We start from the raw sequence: 14,553 nt of genomic DNA, 5'->3' as shown, positions 1-14,553 counted from the left end.
GCAGAGCAATCTCTGGTTGCTCTGCCGCTTAGTGTGTAGGTGTTGTAGCTCGCATCGTCTGCGGACTTAGTCGAAATGAGTAAGTCGACGGCAGGATGACAAATTGAACTTAGGGCGCTCGCAATAGAACGAGAGCCAGAGGAAGCAAGATGGCAAAGATTAACGTAGTCGATCTCGGCGGGAAGAAAGTCAGCGAGCTGGAGCTTGCGGACGAAGTATTCGGCGTCGAAGTGAATGAGTCCCTGCTGTGGGAGTCGGTAAAGCATTACCGCGCTGCCCTCCGTCAGGGAACCGCCGCCACCAAGAACAAGAAGCTTGTGTCGGGTTCCGGCAAGAAGCTGTGGAAGCAGAAGGGAACCGGTCGTGCCCGTGTGGGTTCGGTGCGTTCGCCTATCTGGCGTCATGGTGGTACGGTTCACGGACCCCAGCCCCGCTCGTACGAGTACGCTTTCCCCAAGAAGAAGCTGCTCGGTGCGCTGAGCTCCGCTCTGGCTTCCAAGCTGCAGGACGGCAAGCTGACGGTTGTTTCGACTTTGGATGTTGCTGAGCCGAAGACCAAGCTGTACCGCCAGGCACTGGACAAGCTGGATGCCAAGAAGACCGCATTGCTGGTTGAGAGCGGCCAGAAGCTGACCGACAACCTGTTCCTGGGTTCGCGCAATCTGGACGGTGTTGAGCTGGTGCTGAGCTCGGAGGTTCACCCCTACGACCTGCTCCGCTACGAGCACGCCATCTTCTCGCAGGATGCCATTGAGGCTCTGCAGGAAGTCCTGAAGAAGAATGTGTCGCGCCGTAAGCTGGCTGCGAAGAAGGAGGTTGCGTAATGGCAACTGTTTACACCACCATTCGCCGCCCGCTGATTACCGAAAAGGGCATGATCGCCAAGGAGACCGAAGGCACTCTGGTGTTTGAGGTTGCTGCTGGCGCGACGAAGAATGAAGTGAAGCATGCAGTGGAGAGCCTGTTCAAGGTGAAGGTTGCTGCGGTTCGCACCGCCAACTACCTGGGCAAGGAGCGCCGCCGCGGTCGCTTCACCGGTTTCAAGCCGGACTGGAAGAAGGCATATGTTCGCCTGGTTCCGGGTTCGAAGATGCCGGAGTATGTCAACTCGCTCTAACGAGCGAAGCAGGTCAGCAAGTCAGCGAGTCGGCAAGTCAGCGGATCTCGCGCAGTAAGTGAACTTGATGGCTTGAGTACACGAAGTAACCCCAATCCGCGCGCCTGACTAGCTATGCGGATGGTAAGGAAGTTAGGGAAATGCCGATTAAGACATTCCGACCGATTACGCCGACACTGCGCTTCCAGTCGAAGCTGGTGAACTCGGACATCACGACGAACGAGCCGTACAAGCCGCTGCTGGCAACCAAGCAGCGCACAGGCGGCCGTAACTCCACCGGTAAGCTGACGATCCGTCATCACGGTGGTGGCCACAAGAAGAAGCTTCGTATTATCGACTTCAAGCGCGACAAGTTCGGTGTTCCCGGAACGGTTGCGACGATCGAATACGATCCGAACCGCTCCTCGCGCATCGCTCTGATCAGCTACAAGGACGGCGAAAAGCGCTACATCATTCAGCCGGTTGGCCTGAAAGTTGGCATGACGGTGACCTCTGGTCCCGATGCTGACATTCTGGTTGGCAATGCTCTGCCGCTGCGCAACATCCCCGCAGGTACGACGGTTCACAACGTGGAACTCCGTCCTGGTAAGGGCGCGCAGATGGTCCGCTCTGCCGGTTCGTCCGCGCAGCTGGTGGCTAAGGAAGGCGATTACGCTCTGCTGAAGCTGCCCTCCGGCGAAACCCGCCGCGTGCTGGTGGACTGTATGGCAACGGTTGGCCAGGTAGGCAACACGGACCACGAGAACATCTCGCTCGGTAAGGCCGGTGCAAGCCGCTGGCGCGGTATCCGCCCGACCAACCGTGGTGTTTCGATGAACCCTGTGGATCACCCGCACGGTGGTGGTGAAGGTAAGACCTCAGGCGGACGTCATCCTGTTACGCCGTGGGGACAGCCGACACGTGGCTACAAGACCCGTAACAACAAGCGGACCGATGTGTTCATCGTGAACCGCCGCAGCAAGTAATTCAGGGAGCGAGAGGAAAATATGGCACGTTCTACGAAGAAGGGCCCATTTATCGACGCCCACCTGATGACGAAGGTTGAGGTGCTGAACACCGCGAACAAGAAGGAAGTCGTTAAGACCTGGTCGCGTCGTTCCACCATCTTCCCGGAGTTCGTCGGTCACACCATTGCCGTACACAACGGCAAGAAGTTCATCCCGGTCTACGTGACGGAGAACATGGTGGGTCACAAGCTGGGTGAGTTTGCCGCAACGCGTACCTTCAAGGGCCACGCAGCGAAGGCTGAAACGGCTAAGGGCCGCTAGTTTAGCAAGTCAGCAAGTTCGCTTGCTGCCGTGTAAAGGGAAGAGTTATGGCGAAGACAGCCGAGAAGAGTGCAGTACGTGAGTTCCGCGCTGAGGCGCGGTTCCAGCGGACCAGCCCGCAAAAAGCGAAGCTGGTGCTGGACACGATCAAGGGCCAGAGCGTGGAGAACGCTCTGAACACCCTGATGTTCACCCGCAAGCGCATCGCTCCCATTGTGGAGAAGGCGCTGCGTTCCGCAGTACAGAACGCAAACTACCTGAGCCAGGAACAGGGCTTCGATCTGGATATCGATCGTCTGTTCGTGAAGCAGGCTGTTGCAAACGAAGGCCCGCGCATGAAGCGTATCCGCCCTGCCCCCATGGGCCGTGCGTTCCGCTACCAGCGTCGCCTTGCTCACATCATCGTGACGGTGGCGGAGAAGAAGTCTGTCGAGGCAACGAAGCAGGCTGAGGCTCCGGTAGCGGCTGCGGCTGAGGGTGGCAAGAAGAAGGCCGCTCCGGCAAAGAAGGCTGCTGCGAAGAAGGCTCCGGCAAAGAAGGCCGCAGCTAAGAAGAAGGCAGCAGCGGAAGCGACTGCGTAGTTTCTATGGCCGGGCTGTAAGCCGGCCCGGCATCGCCGAGAAGTTGAGGCGGCGAGTAAGTACTGAGTAAGTTCGGAACTAAGTTCTCCGGACGCGAAGTGAAGGGATTAAGTTATGGGTCAGAAGGTCCATCCGTATGGTTTCCGCCTCGGCGTGAACAAGCCGTGGAAGTCGCGCTGGTTTGTGGAGCGTGACTACGACAAGCTGCTGGTTGAGGACGTGAAGCTCAAGGCTGAGCTGCGCGAAAAGCTGAAGGCCGCTGGTGTCTCGTCCGTTGAGATCGAGCGCCCAGGCAACAAGCTGCGCCTCATCATCAAGACCGCCCGTCCGGGCATCATCATCGGCCGTAAGGGCGCTGAGATCGACAAGCTGAAGGCAGACATCCAGAAGCGTACGAACCGCGAAGTGTTCATCGACATTCTGGAAGTCAACAAGCCGGAGCTGGATGCGCAGCTGGTTGCAGAGAACATCGCTCTGCAGCTGGAGAAGCGTGTGTCGTTCCGTCGCGCGATGCGTAAGAGCGTTGATTCGGCTCTGCGTTTCGGCTGCAAGGGTATCAAGGTTCGCGTTTCGGGTCGTCTGAACGGCAACGAAATCGCTCGTTCCGAGTGGTATCTGCAGGGTCGCCTGCCGCTGCACACGCTGCGCGCAGACATCGACTACGGCTTTGCCGAAGCGAAGACCACCTACGGCATTATCGGCGTGAAGACCTGGGTCTACCGCGGCGATATCTACGAGCAGAAGCGCCGCCGCGACAACGTCACGACGACGGGTGCGTTCTAAGTAGCAACAAATATTGCGGGGTTGAGCAATCAACCCCGCGCAACACTAAGAACAGAAGGCGCGCGGAGACTGGGCCACTTACTTACTAGGTGACGCCAAGGCCGCAGCGGGAAAGAGTGCAGTTATGTTGCAGCCCAAGAAGGTTAAGTACCGTAAACAGCAAAAGGGCAAGATGCGCGGTAAGGCATGGCGCGGTTCCGAGCTTGCATTTGGCGATTACGGTTTGAAGGTCGTAGAGTGCGGCTACATCACCGATCGTCAGATCGAAGCAAGCCGTATCGCAATGACCCGTTACATCAAGCGTGGCGGTAAGGTTTGGCTCCGTATCTTCCCGGACAAGCCGATCACGAAGAAGCCCGCTGAAGTTCGAATGGGTTCTGGTAAGGGTGCACTGGATCACTGGGTTGCAGTGGTTCGCCCCGGCAAGCTGCTGTTTGAGATGGAAGGCGTTCCGGTTGAGATCGCGAAGGAGGCCATGCGCCTCGCTTCGAACAAGCTTCCGCTCCGCACCGTTTTCGTGCAGCGTCCCAACATCAAGGCGATTGACCCCAAGGCTGCTGCAGCCGCGTAACTGCATAGCGTCTTTGAATGCAGACGCTGAATGAGAGATTGAAATGGAACTGAACAAGATCCGCGAATTTACGGACAGTGAACTGAAGGAGCAGCAGGCCCAGGCGGGCGAGCAGCTCTTCCGCGTTCGCTTCCAGAAGAGCCTGGGCGATGCCGCAGGCGTGAACAAGCTGCGCGAACTGAAGAAAGACATCGCGCGCATTAAGACTGTGGCGCGCCAGCGTGAGCTTGGCCAGGCCGTGGCTCCGACGGAGTCGGCTGCGCCCGCGAAGAAGACCCGTAAGGCGAAGAAGGCATAACGATGGCTGAGACGACTGCTACGACAACTGCTACGGCAGAGAAGATTGGCCACCGCACCGAGAAGATCGGCCTGGTGACCTCGACCAAGATGGACAAGACGATCGTTGTCTCGGTGGAAATGCGCAAGGCGCACCCCAAGTACAAGCGCATCGTGAAGTCGAACAAGAAGTTCTATGCGCATGACGAGCAGAACTCGGCCCGCGTTGGTGACCAGGTCCGCATCCGCGAGACCCGTCCCACCAGCAAGCTGAAGCGCTGGAACCTCGAAGAGATCGTTCGCCGCTCGAGCCTGAGCGAAGCGACTCCGGCTTCGAAGTAAGATAGTAGAGTTTGCCCGTTGCCGGCATCGTTCGGTGACAGTATGGGCACGACGCGTCCAGCGCGACGAACGTTGAAGAAGTTGTTCAGCGATCCTCTCCGCGGCCGCGACCATCACGTGGATTTGACTGGGGCGAGATAGCCCCCGGCCTTAGGCTCTGGAAGCCTCGAAGGTCAGGAGAAGAAGCAATGTCCGTACAAATGCGTACGATTCTGGACGTAGCCGACAACTCTGGCGCACGCCGTCTGCAGGTCATCCTGCCGCTCGGTGGCGGTCTGGGTAAGAAGGCTGGTCTGGGCGATGTGGTGACGGCTGCGGTGAAGGAAGCTTCGCCGGACGGCACCGTGAAGAAGGGCAAGGTTGTGAAGGCCGTGATCGTGCGCACCCGCAAGGAAGCGCGCCGCAAGGACGGTACCTACATCCGCTTTGACCAGAACGCAGCCGTCGTAATCAACGACGCAGGCGAGCCGGTGGGAACCCGTGTATTCGGACCCGTGGCCCGCGAACTGCGTGATAAAAAGTTCCTGAAGATTGTTTCACTCGCTCCGGAAGTTATCTAACTCCCCAAGCGTAGGTTCCATACAACGACCGCCGGCAGCAGCTGGCGGTCTTTGTCGTCTGGATACTTAATTTTCTAAGGGAAGAATAGAACCATGGAGTACCGACTTATCTATTGCAGCCGTAACCGGATCGAAGGCTCGGAGCAGCAGATTGCCGTGGAAATCGAAAAGATACTTTTAAGCTCCCGCAGGAATAACGAACAGCAGAACATTACGGGTGCTCTGCTGTTCAACGGCCTTGCGTTCGCGCAGGTGCTGGAGGGGCCACGCTCCGCCGTGGAAGCTATTTACGCCACAATCTGCGAGGACAGCCGGAACAGCCACAATGTTCTGCTTGAGACAGGCGACATTACAAAGCGGGACTTTGCACGTTGGTCCATGGCATATTCCGGCCCGGATAACGACGGTAAGCTGTACCAACATCTAAAACTTACCGACTGCGAGAAGGATGCATCTGGCGTTGCAAAGCGAGTGTTGGATCTTCTCAAGAGCGTAGTCCACGCGCACGTCTAGGCCATTTATGGTGTAGCCCCTTGCGGGTTAGCATTCTGGCGTAGGCTGCTGTTATGCGAATTTTTGTTGCGCTGTTGCTATGTGGCGCGACGCTGATTGTCAGCTTCTACGGACTGATGATCGCGTGCACATGGTGGGTATCCCGAAGCGGCGGCAACACGGCACAGGCAGATATTGGGTTAGCGATGGTTGCTGCGCCCGTGTCTCTCGGCATTACGGTGGCGGTCGGACTTGTGTTGCTATTGCGTTCCGGTCCGAAGAAGCGATAAAGGAGCACGACTTCCATGCTGTTGGATCGCATCAATCTCGCAATGCTGCGTGCGGAAGATGCCCTGGGTACTCCACAGACGCGTCGTGCCCGCGTGAAGCGCATGCGCACACAGGCAGTCATTTTGTTTCTGCTGTTCGCCGTTCTGGGAGCCTTGCGCTATCGCAGTACGCAGTCAAAACCTGGGTGGATTGTTTTTGTGGGCCTGGTTCTTTTCATGTTTGCTGGGCGGATTTATTACACGACTCGTCGGCTTAGGTTGATGGATAACGCGGATCGGTAACATTTAGTCCGGTGTGGGCTGGGCAATGTGATCGATGATGAGGTCTTCGATCTGTCCTGAGCCCTTCTTCAGCTTCAGGCCAAGCTGCTTTTCCAGGGCGCCAGTGAAGGTCGGGGCACCGGTGTCGTTGGTGATCTGCGGTGCGTTGGCTTCGTCGATCTGGAAGTCGAGCGTCATGTCGTAGTGTCCAGTGAGACCAGTTGCGTCCACCATCCGGTCCATGCCGCGGCCGCCAAGTACGCCTCCCAGACCGCCAAACAGCGTGCAAGCCTCGGGCAATGTGACATCAATCATGCTGACGTGCATGATGCCGCCCGCCTTTCGGTTGATCTGCAAGCCACAAGCGGCGGGCGCTGGTTTGCCTGGCTCCGTCGTGGCTGATGTGCCGGGTGGTACGCATGGGGTCGTGTGGGGCTGCAGGTCTGGGCCGGTAATACCAGGCTTCGCAACGCTCAACAGGTTGACGGTGGCGGTGTGGTTTTCCCGATGAGCCTTCAGGGCGAAGCGGTCTTCCAGCAGGCTGCGCAACATGAGGCGCAGATCGTCCATGCTTTGTGAACCTTCCGGCGGACGCGCGACGATGGTGTACTTCTGCTTCTGCGCCCAATCAGGCAAGCGTGCGCGCATGGCTCGGGCCTCCACTTCGTCGGTAACGCCATAGGCAAACATGATGAAGGGCGGCAGCGGTCCGGTCATGGTGAGCAGGCCGTGGGGTGTCTGCGCTCTGCCCAGCGCGATCATGAATCCTAGGCCTTCCATGGGAGCGTCGGGCGAGGCAGGCTTTACGGAGGCCGATTCGAAGGTGGGAGATGACTTCGCCTGGGCGTGTGTGGCCGCTGAGATACAGGTAATGCAGGCGAGCATTAGAAATCGGCTGCCGTGTTTCATCAGGGTTTCTGCCTCCATGCCGCGGTCCGACTGTGGATGGACGTTTCTCATCTCCGAAAGTGTAAGGTTTTCTTGCATTCATGCGAGTTTTCGCGTAAAGTAGACAAGTTTGGTCCAACTGCACCACCTCGACCTGCGGAGGTACTCGCAGAGGCCTGTGTCCGGGACCACGGCACGGGATAGGGAGTAACGAAATGGCACATGTTTTGAAGAACGACACCGTGATCGTCCTCGCAGGCAAGGATAAGGGTAAGACTGGCCGCGTTCTGCGTATTGTCACGGATAAGAATCGCGTTCTGGTGCAGGGCATCGGCATGATCAAGAAGCACGTCAAGCCGAATCCGCAGGCGAACATCAAGGGCGGCATTGCTGAGCAGGAAGCTCCGATTCACATCTCGAATGTGGCTCTGGTGGATGGCAATGGCAAGGCGACCCGTGTAAGCATTCGCGTGGTTGACGGCAAGCGTGAGCGCGTTGCCAAGACGACCGGCGAAGTGATCGCTTACCCGAAGGCGAAGTAAGCATTTTCGATACAGCAGGTGCGTAAGCGCCTGCGCTGTTCGTTGGAAGACCTCTCTGGCTAATGCCAGGTGCGTTCCGGCGAAGTTCTCAAGCGAGCAGCGAATCCAGAAACATAGGAACACCCCACGAAACGGTATACGGGCTTGCCCAATCCGATGACCGTGGAGAAAGCGAAGTAACGACAGTGGCACGACTCCGTGAGAAATACACAAACGAGTTGAAGGCGGCCGTTCAGAAGGAGCTGGGCATCACGAACGTGATGGCAGTGCCGAAGATCGAGAAGATCGTCATCAACATGGGCCTCGGTGAGGCGACGCAGAACAACAAGATCATCGACCCGCTGGTCAGCGATCTGGCAGCCGTAACCGGTCAGAAGCCGGTTCTGACAAAGGCGAAGAAGTCCATCGCTCAGTTCAAGGTGCGTGAAGGCCAGTCGATCGGCGCTATGGTCACCCTGCGCGGTGAGGCGATGTTCGAGTTCCTCGACCGCCTGATCTCGGTGGCTCTGCCCCGCGTGCGCGACTTCAAGGGTGTTTCCTCGAAGAGCTTCGACGGCCGCGGCAACTACACGCTCGGTCTGCGTGACCAGCTCATCTTCCCCGAAATCGATTACTCGAAGGTGGAGAAGCTGAAGGGCATGAACGTGACCATCGTGACGACCGCTGCGGACGATAACAGCGCGCGCGTCCTCCTCAAGCACTTCGGCATGCCGTTCCGCGCATAGCCCAGATAAGGATCGGAGAAAAATATGTCGACTACTGCAAAAGCAGTCAAGGACGCTAAGAAGCCCAAGTTCAAATGCCGCCAGCACAACCGCTGCCAGCTCTGCGGTCGCCCCCGCGCGTTCCTGCGCAAGTTCGGCATCTGCCGTCTGTGCTTCCGTAGCCTGGCGCTCAAGGGCGAGATCCCAGGCGTCGTGAAGTCCAGCTGGTAAGTAAAGAGTATGGGCCGGCTCGCTTCGCGGTGAGCCGGTTGTAACACTTAAGTAAGTTAACGAAATCCTCTGTCAGTCCTGCCGGTTATGCCCGCAGCGAACGAGAGGTAGAGAGAAGAGTCACATGAACCTGACCGACCCAGTCGCAGACTTCCTGACGCGCGTTCGTAACGCTATCAATGCCCGCCACCAGAAGCTGGATGTTCCCGCCTCGAACCTGAAGGCAGAGATTGCCCGCATTCTGAAGGAAGAGGGCTACATCGCCAACTACAAGACGGTTGACGAAGAGAACAAGCGCACCCTCCGCGTGTACCTGAAGTATGACGCAGACGGCACCTCCGCCATCCTCGATCTGAAGCGTATCTCCAAGCCCGGCTCGCGTGTGTACCTCGGTGCACAGGACATCCGCCGCGTGCAGGGTGGTCTCGGTATCTCGATCCTCACCACGCCGAAGGGTGTGATGACGGGCCGTACCGCTCGCAAGGAAAACGTAGGCGGCGAAGTTCTCGCTCACGTCTGGTAGTGCTTCGCACCGTTCTCGACGTCGCTCCGCGACGTGATTCGTGCAACGGTGCAAGTTCTAGCCAGAGCATTGCTCTGGATGAAGTTCTTCGAATTTCGCAGTACAAAGTTGTTCCCGCGAAGTGATTCGCGGTGGCTGCAGTGGAACGAGCTAAAAGCCAATAGCTAACAGCTAAAAGCTTCATTCGCGACTCGCAAGCCGTAAGGAAAAGAAGATGTCACGTATTGGATTGAAGCCGATTCCTGTTGCTTCCACCGTGAAGTACACAGTGAATGGCAACATCGTCGAAGTAACTGGCCCCAAGGGTACGGTCAATGCACTTCTGCCCACCGGCATCCGCCTTGAGCAGAAGGATGGTTTCGTGCACGCTGTGCGCGATAACGATTCGCAGAAGGCCATCCACGGCCTGGCTCGCGCCCTGGTGTTCAACGCTGTCGAAGGCGTGACGAATGGTTGGAAGAAGGAACTGGACATCGTCGGTATTGGTTACCGTGCCGAAATGAAGGGTAAGGATATGGTCGTGTTCACACTCGGCTACTCCCACCCGATCGAGTTCCCGCTGCCCACCGGCATCACGGTAACGATCGATCCGAAGCAGACGCACCTCACCGTTGAGGGCATTGACCGCCAGAAGGTTGGTCAGGTTGCTGCTGATATGCGTTCGCTGCGTAAGCCTGATCCATATAAGAACAAGGGCGTACGTTACTCGGACGAGAAGCTGAAGAAGAAGGTCGGCAAGACGGGTTCAAAGTAACTCTGAGCTGGCTGAGATGGATGCTCTCGCTCCATCTCAGCCAGATTCCACGCTGGTTAAAGTGGAACCCAAGTATAGGTTCATGAAGTATCGGGTTCCAGTTCGCTGGAGCTTAAACCGAATGAAGTAAATCAACCCGAGGCGGCAGACGAGATGTTGCCGCCCACCATACCGAACGCAGATGCAGGGCATTTGCGCCGATAGGGAAGGAAAGAAGAAATGATCACTGCACCGCAACGCAATGTCATCCGGAAGCGCGTTCACAAGCGCGTTCGCGCGAAGATCTCTGGCACCACCGAGCGTCCTCGCCTGAATATCTTCCGTTCGCTCAACCACATCTACGCACAGGTCATCGACGACTCCACGCACACCACGCTGGCTTCCGCTTCCACCATCGCCAAGAAGGGTGAAGAGAAGAAGAGCGGCGGCAACATTGCAGCAGCCCAGGAAGTGGGCAAGCTGGTTGCAGAGCGTGCAAAGGAAGCAGGCGTGACCAAGGTTGTGTTTGACCGTGGTGGTTACCTGTATCACGGCCGTATCAAGGCCCTGGCCGATGCCGCGCGTGAAGCCGGTCTCGAGTTCTAACTCAGGTTTAGCGAAAGAGGATATAGATGGCAATTCGCAAGAAGATTGATGCAAACAAGCTGAACCTGAAGGACCAGGTGGTCGCGATCAACCGTGTGACCAAGGTCGTTAAGGGCGGTAAGAATATGTCGTTCGCGGCGCTGGTTGTGATCGGCGATCCGGAGCAGGGCATTGTGGGTTACGGCAGCGGTAAGGCCAAGGAAGTTCCACAGGCCATCCGCAAGGGCATTGAAGCGGCCAAGAAGAACCTGCACAAGGTGAACCTGACCGAGACGTCGATTCCCCACCAGGTGTTGGGCCGTTACGGCTCGGGTCACGTGTTGCTGAAGCCGGCTCCTGAAGGTACCGGTGTGATCGCAGGTGGCGCGGTGCGTGCGGTCATGACGTCTGCCGGTGTGCAGAACGTTCTGACCAAGTCGCTGGGCACAGCGAACCCGCACAACGTGATCAAGGCCACGTTTGACGCGCTGATCCAGCTGCGTGACAAGGCTGCTGTTGCAGCTCTGCGCGGCAAGGATGTTCAGGAACTCTAAGGCTGCAACGACATTTGGCGGAACGGCTTTCCGTTCCACATGAGGATAAGGTAATGGCAGAAAACACGGGCAAGATCAAGATCCAGTACTACCGCTCGAAGATCGCGACGCCGGTGAAGCACAAGCTGGTGGTTAAGGGCCTGGGCTTTACGCGTCTGAATCAGATCGTGGAGCGCGAGGACACACCGTCGGTTCGCGGCATGGTTGCGGCAATTCCGCACCTGGTTCGCATCGTCGAGTAGGCACTTCGTGCGGTTCTCGACATCGCTTCGCGACGCGTGGACTGGGCGGGAATGAATTCTGAGGCCTTGTCTCTGCATAAGAGGCAAGGCACAGCTTCAAAACAAAGCCTGTTGATTGGGCGATAACATGACTGACATAGAACGTATGTCAGCGGTCGTGAAAACCACGGCGAATGCGAGTCTTATATGCCTTTGTTCCAACTAGGAACAAACCATCTAGGGCGTGAGCGAGGAAAGTACAAATGGCACTGAATCTTTCGAATTTGAATGCACCGAAGGGTGCAAATAGCAACAAGAAGCGCGTGGGCCGCGGTATGGGTTCGGGCATGGGCAAGACGTCGACGCGCGGTCACAAGGGCCAGCGCTCGCGTTCGGGTTCGCGCTCGATGCGTGGTTTTGAAGGCGGCCAGATGCCGCTGCACCGCCGCCTGCCGAAGCGTGGCTTCACCAACATCTTCCGTCAGGAGTACCAGGTTCTGGCTCTCGACACGATCCAGCTCTTTGCTGCGACAAAGAATGTTACTGAGCTGACCGTTGAAGCGATGCTGGAGAACGGCCTGGTTCGCAAGAAGAAGGCCCTGGTGAAGGTGCTGGCAAACGGCGAGATCAACACCGCTGTGACCGTGTACGCGCACAAGGCTTCCAAGGCTGCTCAGGCGAAGATCGAAGCGGCTGGCGGCAAGCTAATTCTGCTCGGCGCTCCGGCTGCAGAAGAAGCAGCAGCGTAAGTGGCGTCTTCGCTGCGCGTATGCAGTCTGTGCGCGTAGAATGAAGGCACACGGAATTCAAGGGAAGGGTCGAGCCGTGATGGCTCGGCCTTTGCCTGTATCGGATATCTCCGCAAGTTTAAGTAGAACGGGCCGCAAGGCCTGACTGGATAAGCCCCGCCGATGTTTGACAAGCTGGCCAACATCTTCCGCATTCCTGAGCTGCGCACCCGCGTGCTGTTTACGCTGGGCCTGCTTGCCGTTTACCGCCTTGGCGGACACATCCCCACACCCGGCATCAACGCAGACCTGCTGGCGCAGTACTTCGCGCAGAACGCAGGTTCGTCGCTCGGCCTTGTGGATCTGTTCACCGGTGGTTCGCTTCGCCGCCTCACCATCTTCGCTCTGGGCATCATGCCGTACATCACGGCGTCGATCATCTTCCAGTTGCTGACGGTGATCTATGAGCCGCTGGCCAAGCTTCAGAAGGAAGGCGAAGTAGGTCGCCGCAAGATCACGCAGTGGACCCGCTACGTAACAGTGCTGTTGGCCATTGTGCAGTCGTTCGCGATTGCCATGATGCTGACCAAGTCCACGACCGGCGCGCCGATGGTGACGATGGGTTCCAAATCGTTCATCGCGCTCTGCGTGCTGACGCTGACGACTGGTACGGCTTTCATCATGTGGCTGGGTGAGCAGATCACGGAGCGCGGTATCGGCAACGGTATGTCGTTGCTGATCTTCACGGGTATCGTGGCTGGCCTGCCGAACGGCATTAATGATCTCTACGAGAAGGCACGCGATTCTGCATGGGGCGGATTCACGCCGCTGGCGATTGCCATCCTCATCGTGGCCATGATCGCGGTGGTTTACTTCATCGTGTTTGTTGAAAAGTCAGAGCGTCGCATCCCGGTGCAATACGCGAAGCGTATTGTGGGCCGCAAGATGATGGGCGGACAGTCGACGCACCTGCCGCTGAAGGTGAACTCCGGTGGTGTTATGCCGGTCATCTTCGCCAGCTCGATTCTGTCGGCGCCGCTGCTTTTTGCGAACACGCAGTTCGTACAGAACCACACATTCTTCCGTGTCATTGCAGATGGGTTGAAGCCGGGCGAGCCCTGGTACCAGATTCTCAGCGCTGCTGCGATCATCTTCTTCGCGTACTTCTACATCTCCATCGTCTTCCGTCCGGATGACATCGCCGACAACCTGCGCAAGTATGGCGGGTTCATTCCCGGCATCCGTCCCGGTCGTCGTACGAGCGACTTTATCAATGACATCCTGACTCGCATCACGCTGGTGGGCGCCATCTACCTGATCATCATTCAGCTGATTCCGCAGATGATGATCTCTGGTGTGCACCTGAACCATCTCTGGCTGGTTGGACCGTTCTTTGACCGCCTGCCCAACTGGATCACCAATGGTCTGGGTGTGAACTTCTACTTCGGCGGCACCTCGCTGCTGATCGTAGTGGGCGTGGCCATGGACACCGTGCAGCAGGTTGAGTCGCAGTTGATCATGCGTCATTACGAAGGCTTCACGCCTAAGAGCGGCCGTTCGCGTGGCCGGCGGAGCTGGTAAGTAGACGTGGCAGAACATGTACTGAATCAAACCCCGGCTCCAGTGGATGGCTTCATCCCTGGGCCGGTGCTTCTTCTGGGCGCTCCGGGTGTTGGCAAGGGAACGCAGGCACAGATTCTGATGGATCTGTGGGGCATCCCGCAGATCTCGACCGGTGACATCATCCGCGAGAATATCAAGCTGAAGACCCCGATTGGTCTGGAGTTTCAGGACCTGGTCGCTCAGGGTATTTTCGTCCCGGATGAACTCGTTAACCGCATGGTGGCATTGCGTTTAAGCCAGCCCGATGCGTCCCGCGGATACATCCTGGATGGCTTCCCCCGCACGCTGGGACAGGCGCAGTGGCTGGATGGACAGCTTTCCGGCGACGGTTTTCCCGGACAGAGCGGTGAATTGACGCCTGCGGGACGGCTTCCAGTCGTTGCAGTAAGTATCGAAGTTCGGTATGATGAGTTGTTGCGTCGTATCACTGGTCGGCGCACAGGTCCGGTCTCCAAGCGGATTTACAACATCTACACCAATCCTCCGCAGGTTGAGGGGCTTGATGATGTGGATGGTCAACCGCTTGTGCAGCGCCCGGACGACACCGAAGAAGTTTTTGCGGAGCGGATGCGGCAGTTTGCGGATCTGACTGCGCCGGTGATCGAGCACTATCGCGCCCAGGGCCGGTTTGAGGTCGTGGATGGCGAGCAGCCAGTGGAAGTGGTAACGGAACGAATCGT

General features: G+C 57.6%; 25 protein-coding genes. 24 read left to right on the top strand and 1 reads right to left on the bottom strand.

What is annotated here, in order from left to right; translation table 11 throughout:
- The first annotated feature begins 149 nt into the window (after positions 1–149).
- From rplD to JAO32_RS19400, 13 genes are all read left to right on the top strand, one after another.
- The gene (gene rplD / locus JAO32_RS19460; RefSeq protein ID WP_334243506.1) at positions 150–824 is read left to right on the top strand and encodes a 50S ribosomal protein L4; all 675 of its coding nucleotides are present in this window, start codon (positions 150–152) and stop codon (positions 822–824) included.
- Positions 824–1,117, top strand: a complete 294-nt coding sequence (locus JAO32_RS19455) for a 50S ribosomal protein L23 (protein WP_083343525.1) — start codon at positions 824–826, stop codon at positions 1,115–1,117. Before rplD ends, JAO32_RS19455 begins: the two co-directional genes overlap by 1 nt.
- Positions 1,118–1,257: 140 nt before the next feature.
- The gene (gene rplB / locus JAO32_RS19450) at positions 1,258–2,082 is read left to right on the top strand and encodes a 50S ribosomal protein L2 (RefSeq protein WP_083343526.1); all 825 of its coding nucleotides are present in this window, start codon (positions 1,258–1,260) and stop codon (positions 2,080–2,082) included.
- 21 nt (positions 2,083–2,103) lie between these two features.
- Positions 2,104–2,385, top strand: a complete 282-nt coding sequence (gene rpsS, locus JAO32_RS19445; RefSeq protein WP_083343527.1) for a 30S ribosomal protein S19 — start codon at positions 2,104–2,106, stop codon at positions 2,383–2,385.
- Between the two features lie 47 nt (positions 2,386–2,432).
- The gene (gene rplV / locus JAO32_RS19440; protein WP_334243501.1) at positions 2,433–2,966 is read left to right on the top strand and encodes a 50S ribosomal protein L22; all 534 of its coding nucleotides are present in this window, start codon (positions 2,433–2,435) and stop codon (positions 2,964–2,966) included.
- Between the two features lie 114 nt (positions 2,967–3,080).
- Positions 3,081–3,749 (top strand): 30S ribosomal protein S3, encoded by a 669-nt coding sequence (gene rpsC, locus JAO32_RS19435; RefSeq protein ID WP_047496476.1) that lies wholly within the window; start codon positions 3,081–3,083, stop codon positions 3,747–3,749.
- 124 nt (positions 3,750–3,873) lie between these two features.
- A complete protein-coding gene (gene rplP, locus JAO32_RS19430; RefSeq protein ID WP_334243499.1) occupies positions 3,874–4,320 on the top strand; it encodes a 50S ribosomal protein L16 in 447 nt (148 codons plus the stop codon).
- Positions 4,321–4,363: 43 nt separating this feature from the next.
- Positions 4,364–4,618 carry a 50S ribosomal protein L29 gene (gene rpmC / locus JAO32_RS19425; protein WP_047496469.1) on the top strand — a complete coding sequence of 85 codons (255 nt, stop codon included), beginning with the start codon at positions 4,364–4,366 and terminating at the stop codon, positions 4,616–4,618.
- Positions 4,619–4,620: 2 nt separating this feature from the next.
- Positions 4,621–4,938: a 30S ribosomal protein S17 gene (rpsQ, locus tag JAO32_RS19420; RefSeq protein ID WP_052200988.1), complete on the top strand. Its 318-nt coding sequence runs from the start codon at positions 4,621–4,623 to the stop codon at positions 4,936–4,938.
- Positions 4,939–5,126: 188 nt separating this feature from the next.
- Positions 5,127–5,498, top strand: coding sequence for a 50S ribosomal protein L14 (rplN, locus tag JAO32_RS19415; protein WP_047496466.1), 372 nt, complete (start codon positions 5,127–5,129; stop codon positions 5,496–5,498).
- A 93-nt stretch (positions 5,499–5,591) separates the two neighbouring features.
- Positions 5,592–6,011 (top strand): BLUF domain-containing protein, encoded by a 420-nt coding sequence (locus JAO32_RS19410; protein WP_334243493.1) that lies wholly within the window; start codon positions 5,592–5,594, stop codon positions 6,009–6,011.
- Positions 6,012–6,064: 53 nt separating this feature from the next.
- A complete protein-coding gene (locus JAO32_RS19405; protein ID WP_334243492.1) occupies positions 6,065–6,280 on the top strand; it encodes a hypothetical protein in 216 nt (71 codons plus the stop codon).
- Between the two features lie 15 nt (positions 6,281–6,295).
- Positions 6,296–6,562, top strand: coding sequence for a hypothetical protein (locus tag JAO32_RS19400; RefSeq protein ID WP_334243490.1), 267 nt, complete (start codon positions 6,296–6,298; stop codon positions 6,560–6,562).
- 3 nt (positions 6,563–6,565) lie between these two features.
- Here JAO32_RS19400 and JAO32_RS19395 read toward each other — a convergent pair whose 3' ends face one another.
- Positions 6,566–7,450 (bottom strand): TIGR03435 family protein, encoded by an 885-nt coding sequence (locus JAO32_RS19395; RefSeq protein WP_334243488.1) that lies wholly within the window; start codon positions 7,448–7,450, stop codon positions 6,566–6,568.
- Between the two features lie 194 nt (positions 7,451–7,644).
- Between JAO32_RS19395 and rplX the strand changes: the two genes are divergently transcribed.
- The 11 genes from rplX to JAO32_RS19340 all read left to right on the top strand — a co-directional run.
- Positions 7,645–7,971: a 50S ribosomal protein L24 gene (gene rplX, locus JAO32_RS19390; RefSeq protein ID WP_334243485.1), complete on the top strand. Its 327-nt coding sequence runs from the start codon at positions 7,645–7,647 to the stop codon at positions 7,969–7,971.
- 185 nt (positions 7,972–8,156) lie between these two features.
- Positions 8,157–8,696, top strand: coding sequence for a 50S ribosomal protein L5 (rplE, locus tag JAO32_RS19385; protein ID WP_047496443.1), 540 nt, complete (start codon positions 8,157–8,159; stop codon positions 8,694–8,696).
- Between the two features lie 24 nt (positions 8,697–8,720).
- On the top strand, positions 8,721–8,906 hold the full coding sequence (locus JAO32_RS19380; RefSeq protein WP_014787182.1) for a type Z 30S ribosomal protein S14: 186 nt from the start codon (positions 8,721–8,723) through the stop codon (positions 8,904–8,906).
- Between the two features lie 124 nt (positions 8,907–9,030).
- Positions 9,031–9,429: a 30S ribosomal protein S8 gene (rpsH, locus tag JAO32_RS19375; protein WP_334243482.1), complete on the top strand. Its 399-nt coding sequence runs from the start codon at positions 9,031–9,033 to the stop codon at positions 9,427–9,429.
- Positions 9,430–9,643: 214 nt separating this feature from the next.
- A complete protein-coding gene (gene rplF / locus JAO32_RS19370) occupies positions 9,644–10,183 on the top strand; it encodes a 50S ribosomal protein L6 (protein WP_334243480.1) in 540 nt (179 codons plus the stop codon).
- Positions 10,184–10,402: 219 nt separating this feature from the next.
- A complete protein-coding gene (gene rplR, locus JAO32_RS19365; protein ID WP_334243478.1) occupies positions 10,403–10,768 on the top strand; it encodes a 50S ribosomal protein L18 in 366 nt (121 codons plus the stop codon).
- Positions 10,769–10,794: 26 nt separating this feature from the next.
- Positions 10,795–11,301, top strand: a complete 507-nt coding sequence (gene rpsE / locus JAO32_RS19360; protein ID WP_334243477.1) for a 30S ribosomal protein S5 — start codon at positions 10,795–10,797, stop codon at positions 11,299–11,301.
- A gap of 53 nt (positions 11,302–11,354) precedes the next feature.
- Positions 11,355–11,543: a 50S ribosomal protein L30 gene (rpmD, locus tag JAO32_RS19355; protein ID WP_047496428.1), complete on the top strand. Its 189-nt coding sequence runs from the start codon at positions 11,355–11,357 to the stop codon at positions 11,541–11,543.
- A 242-nt stretch (positions 11,544–11,785) separates the two neighbouring features.
- Positions 11,786–12,271, top strand: coding sequence for a 50S ribosomal protein L15 (gene rplO, locus JAO32_RS19350; protein WP_334243473.1), 486 nt, complete (start codon positions 11,786–11,788; stop codon positions 12,269–12,271).
- 162 nt (positions 12,272–12,433) lie between these two features.
- Entirely contained in the window at positions 12,434–13,831 is a 1,398-nt protein-coding gene (gene secY, locus JAO32_RS19345) for a preprotein translocase subunit SecY (RefSeq protein ID WP_334243471.1), read from the top strand.
- Positions 13,832–13,837: 6 nt separating this feature from the next.
- The coding region (locus JAO32_RS19340) for an adenylate kinase family protein (RefSeq protein ID WP_334243469.1) at positions 13,838–14,553 on the top strand (716 nt) is incomplete at its 3' end.

This window comes from Terriglobus sp. ADX1 (assembly GCF_036877645.1).
GTDB lineage: Bacteria > Acidobacteriota > Terriglobia > Terriglobales > Acidobacteriaceae > Terriglobus.
Note: the sequence above shows the minus strand (reverse complement) of the source record. Positions and strands in the feature narration are given on the sequence as shown.